Genomic DNA, 5,439 nt, shown 5'->3' with positions numbered 1-5,439 from the left:
AACTTTGAAAAAAATGATGCCAAAATCAGATCTTCAGATATTCGATTCTCCCTCTCAACAACGGAAAAAACATATATTCCACGACGTTTTGGAATATATCTTTGTGATTATAATCACTTTAAGTGCTATTTTTACAGCTCTTCTCTCTTTTTCAGATAAATTTAGAACATATTTTTAAAAGTAAGCAGTCTGTCCAACGTTGATAATGGTTGTACTGTTTTTAAAATTTCTTTTGCTTTCTTTTCATCACGATGCATTTGGGCAATCAAAGGTTCAAGTCCATCAAACTTTTCTTGTCCTCGCAAAAACTGGAAAAAAGAAACGGTACAGTTTTCCCCATAAAGGTCGTCGTTAAAGTCAAACAAATAGGTTTCCAAAAGGGGCGCCCCATCCTTAACAACCGTTGGACGACAACCAAAGCTTGCAACACCATCATACAAAACACCGTTCGCACGACGCAAACGTACCGCATAAACACCATGTGCCAAACGAACTTGGGGAGGCAACATTTGATTAGCGGTAGGAAATCCCAAAAGACGTCCAAGTTTTTCACCTTGAATAATATTGGAGCGTATCCGATAGTGATACCCTAACAAATGGGCTGCTTTGTCCACTTCCCCTTGTGAGAGAAGTTGCCGAATAAAACTCGAGGAAATAATCAAAGATTGTGATTCTTGAGGACGAGCAACGCAAGGAACTTGCACAACCTCAAATCCATATTTCTCTCCCCTTTTGCAAAGAAGATGTACATTTCCACTTTTCTGATGACCAAATTGAAAATTTTCGCCTGTCACCACAACTGAAACATCAAAAACTTCCTTTAAAAAAGACTTAATAAATTCGTCCGCTGAAAGAGCGGCAAACTGTGCATCAAAGGGCTGTTCAATCACACCATTAAAGCCAAGGGTTTTAAAAATTTCAGCTTTTTCAGCTGCCTCTGTCAAACGATAGACAGGAGTTGAATGTTGAAAAAAACTTCTTGGATGTGGTTCAAAGGTTAAAACAACGGCTGGTTTCTTTTTTATCCGCGCAAAGTCAAGTGCTTTTTGCAACACCACCTGATGCCCACAATGAACACCATCAAAATTTCCAAGTGCCAACACTGCTCCCCGCCAAGCCGAGGGAAACATATGAATTCCCTGAAGACGCAAAAAATTAGTCATTACTGAAGTGCCCACATGATTGCTTGTGGTTTATAACCATGATGTTCAAGAAAAGAATGCAAAGCTTGCTTATCAACCACACCATTTTGCGTATAATCATAATGATGAATCCCCCCCATAATATAAAGGGCATCAAGACCAAAGTGAGCCGCTCCCTTAATATCCGTTAAAAGACCATCACCAATAGCTAAAACTTGACTTTTTTCTACTGTTCCCCGTATTTTTTGAAGTTTTTCAAAGGCACATTCATAAATAGGCTCGTGAGGTTTTCCAGCAATGCGCACTTCCCCTCCTAATTGTTGGTAAAGACGAGCCAATGCACCAGCGCACCAAAATTCTTTATTTCCATAATGGACAATCACATCTGGGTTCGCACAAATAAAAGGTAAATTCCGCGCCCGCATACGAAGAAACATCTCCTCATAAGCAGAGGGTTCTTCGTCAAAATCTTCAAGAAAACCGCTACAGACGACAACAGAAGCCTCCCATTCTTCAACAAATTCACACTCTAACCCTTCAAACAGCACCAAATCACGTTGTGAACCAATGAAAAAAACTTTACGTGGAGCATTCTGAATGAGATCGCGCGTTACATCCCCTGAGGTGATAATGGCATCATAATAGTCGCTATGAACATTCATACTTTGTAATTGAGCAGCAACATCTTCCCGTAGCCGAGGGGAGTTGGTTAATAAAATGACAGTTTTTCCCATTTGTCGGATTTTATACAACGCCTTCAACGCTGGTTCAAATGCATGTACACCATTATGCACAACACCCCACACATCACAAAAAACAGCATCATAATGCGCTATAATAGTCTCAATATGGGTAAGTTCATTCATGGTGCACCTATCTCTATTTGTCATTTAAAGCTGTCTTTTACTTCAAAACTACTTACCGAAAGATAATACTTGTGTCATCTGCTTTCTCAAACCATATCCCAACTTTTTATCGTCTATAGAGATCATAAGAAATGATAAAATAACTAAGTTATCATTAAGTTGTGCAAAATTCTAAAATGCTTGATAGCAAAAGCTTATCATTCCCCAATGCTCATTTTTCTCATAAAAATTTTAATTCTAACAACAACGACGTTGATAGAGTTTTTTATCTAAAATACTCAAATTCTTCACTGAGAAAATAAACGTATCCCCCTCTTAAAAACATGCATCATGAGAAAGCCCAATATATTTTCTCATTTCAAATTTGTTTATATTGAATCAATCAAAACCTATTCGCTTACACATTATAAGCAGAGAGCGTACAGATAAAAACATGTGAAGAGAGAAAAACTCTTATGCTCCCTTTCAAAGGCAAAAACTGTCGTAATATTTTGAACTGGCAGAGAGTATGTGCCGTCCGAGCATCTTTTTTTCAGTAAAGATAGGAATATAGCTTTTATCCCATTCATAGAAGCTTTTACACTATATATTTTACGAAGCACCATTGTAAAATAGGCGCTAACATTGAGAAATATCTTCTAAAACAAACATGTGAATATACAACAATCAGATCTATAATGTTTTGAGTTTATTTTGCATGAGGGCTCTTTACTCATAAAAGCTTTCCCCTATCATCATGATATCTCAGACGTATCAAAACAAGCCATTTTGGTTATTGGTTAAGAGCAACACCGTAAGCGGTGCCTTGAGCTTAAAAACCAAGGTTTACCTTCGTAAAATGCATATCTGATGTCATGCGTTTAGTAAGAAAACTTTAAAAGTTTGAAAGGCAAAAAACCTCCTATTTAAAAAATTTTATCCGTCTCAAGAAAAACTATTTTTATTGCCAATCTCCTAAAATTACTTTATGAGTCAGAAAGTGTCTTGGTCGCATACGCAACGACTAATAGGGATTAAAAGCCTGAAAACTCAAACATGAATTGACCCCGCTTTTCGGGTATCCCGGAATTCTGGGAGATTTTGCTATGTCCAAGTGTGTCGACGCACTAAAAGCAAAATGCTGATTTAAGTTCAGTACTTTTAACTCCCGGAATACTCATGCGAGGGCGCTCGCAATCGGTGGGGGAAAAATGCAAGCTCCAAATCTTAATATTGATCTTTTTGTGGGCAAAAAGATTCGCTTTAGGCGAAAAATGCTAAAAATGTATCAAAAAACATTAGGGCATCATTTAGGTATCACTTTCCAACAAATCCAGAAATATGAAAAAAGCTTAAATCGCGTGAACGCAGGACGTTTAAAGGAAATTTCCGATATTTTTAATGTTCCACTTGCCTTTTTTTACACTGATATCATCAAAAAAGACAATACCCCATACCATTATGATGAAATCGCCTCGAACAAAGAAGAATATTTGCTTTTAAAAAGTTTTAGAGTCCTCACATCTGTCAAGCAGAAAGCGATTTTAAACTTAATTTGTGATCAAAATTAAAACGCTTTAAAAGCATAGCTATAGGGTACTACACGCCCTATTCTTGGCTTTCTCCCCACACCTCAAGGGACGCTCCCTCCTCAAACCGGTTGATAAACAATCCGCCTTCTCAAAAATAACTCCTTCTCAGCTTTCAATTTCATAGGATTCCTTTCACAAAATTATATAAAAAAGCCCTCCCTTGAATATTCATCACACTCTCTTATCAAAACAGCCTATGCATAAATTTTTGTGTCTTATATCACCATACCGCAAACAATAGTGTTTTACAGCACAATAGGACAAGCATTCATACGTATAAAGGGTAGCGCCCTCTTCGCTGTGGACACTCCATTAATTTTAAACGATGTGCATTTAATATACTTTCGTAAGATGCCTGCTTATAAAGGCATAAAGGTGAAAACCATTTACCATCTTTCCCATCTCCTTTTAATTCAGCTTTACGGCTTTCAAAAATACCCAAAGCAATATCTTTTAAATAATGCAGATTGCTTATTGCCTCACGCTTTTGTTTATCGCGTTCTTTAATGGGGTAACAACCCTCACGTAAAATAGAACGCCACCCAATTTCCAATTCATAGACTTGTTTAAAAAAACATCTCTTAAAGTACCCAAGCCCACTTCGCGACAATGCCCATGAATGGTATAACGGTAAATTCATTGAGCAGCCCCATCTTTACGCTTGTGGGGAAGCAACCCGGCACCATCACAAACTTTGCCAGCTCCCAATGTTGCAACAGCTCTTGGCACTTAAGACGATTCATAAGAACTATTTTTAGTCCTTTCTTATACAAATTCTATCCACATACTCACCCCGCTTGTGATATGCAAGAAAGTGATTTTGATTGCTTCAACATAAACAGGTTTGAAATGAGAGAATCTTACGATATTCGGGACTCTCACTCAACATACAAACAGTAAATTATCATTATAAATGAATTTATTGTATAAAGACTTGGTATCATTATACATTCCTAAAAGCATTTTCTTTCCTCTAAAGTCTCAATGCGATACCAATGCCATCATAAGACAACGCGATCCTATACTCTCGTGAGAATAATCCTCAATTTTACAAAGTTGAAACAAACAACATAATGACCAATACAATTTGAGGCAATTATCTAAAAAATGATAACGATTACTACCTATAAAAATTAAAGAGGCAATTATTCTTTGAATAGTAACTTCTTTATTGAGACATTAATATATCAAAATTTATTGTAGAGTGTATATTTCTATTAAAAGCCGTGTTCACGACCTGTAGAATCAAGCTTTGGCGAGAAAAATAGTTCATTATCTGCTTGGAGAACATTTTGACAATTTTTAGATTCCTGAACAGCTAGTCCTGAAAGAAAACATTTCTTTCCCCATTCTTCTCTTAATTTTGCATCTTTCTTAAAATCTTCCACACTATAAGTTTTTTCACATCCCACAACGAATAATAGAGCCATGCATAATAAAATAATTTTTTTCATTTTACCCCTCTTTAAAGAGCTTATTTGTTAACATCATCCCCTAAATGGATTTTTAATTTTCACACTATATGAGAATACAGCCTTACTATTACTTGCTTGCTTTCACAGCAAATACTCTGAGTAAAATAACGCAAGAAGAGCTCACGACAACCATTGTATGAATTTGTCATAAATACTATGAGAAGGAAAAAGCCAAAACTGACCACAAATGATAAAATCAGAAAGCGGACTAAAGCTTTTGTCCAACTAATTTCAAATATAGAGACTGTGATAAAAATTATCCCTATCCAGTAGGATAATCTATGAACATTATAATGGTTAGTATTGCGATCAATGAACTATGAGGCCATAATAAAAAAGTACGAGCCCCTTCTTTTACCTATTTATATTTTGGTCATTGTTCCCC

General features: G+C 36.4%; 4 protein-coding genes and 1 pseudogene. 1 reads left to right on the top strand and 4 read right to left on the bottom strand.

Annotated features, from left to right (window positions below; all coding sequences use genetic code 11):
• Positions 1-161: 161 nt before the first annotated feature.
• Positions 162-1,163 (bottom strand): bifunctional riboflavin kinase/FAD synthetase, encoded by a 1,002-nt coding sequence (locus ACFIO3_RS08200; RefSeq protein WP_375607264.1) that lies wholly within the window; start codon positions 1,161-1,163, stop codon positions 162-164.
• A complete protein-coding gene (locus tag ACFIO3_RS08195) occupies positions 1,163-2,008 on the bottom strand; it encodes a TIGR01459 family HAD-type hydrolase (protein WP_375607263.1) in 846 nt (281 codons plus the stop codon). The genes ACFIO3_RS08200 and ACFIO3_RS08195 overlap by 1 nt, the downstream gene beginning before the upstream one ends.
• Positions 2,009-3,198: 1,190 nt before the next feature.
• On the opposite strand from ACFIO3_RS08195, the gene ACFIO3_RS08190 reads away from it, so the two are divergent.
• Complete coding sequence (locus ACFIO3_RS08190) at positions 3,199-3,558, top strand: helix-turn-helix domain-containing protein (protein ID WP_375608097.1); 360 nt, start codon at positions 3,199-3,201, stop codon at positions 3,556-3,558.
• A gap of 382 nt (positions 3,559-3,940) precedes the next feature.
• Here the strand turns inward: ACFIO3_RS08190 and ACFIO3_RS08185 are convergent.
• Together ACFIO3_RS08185 and ACFIO3_RS08180 are read right to left on the bottom strand one after the other, a co-directional pair.
• Positions 3,941-4,331, bottom strand: a pseudogene (locus tag ACFIO3_RS08185) (integrase); the annotation flags it as partial.
• 465 nt (positions 4,332-4,796) lie between these two features.
• Positions 4,797-5,033 (bottom strand): EexN family lipoprotein, encoded by a 237-nt coding sequence (locus ACFIO3_RS08180; protein ID WP_375607261.1) that lies wholly within the window; start codon positions 5,031-5,033, stop codon positions 4,797-4,799.
• Positions 5,034-5,439: the final 406 nt, after the last annotated feature.

The sequence above is a fragment of the Bartonella sp. AD328YNZD genome (genome assembly GCF_042196425.1).
This window is presented reverse-complemented; position numbering and strand designations above follow the sequence as displayed.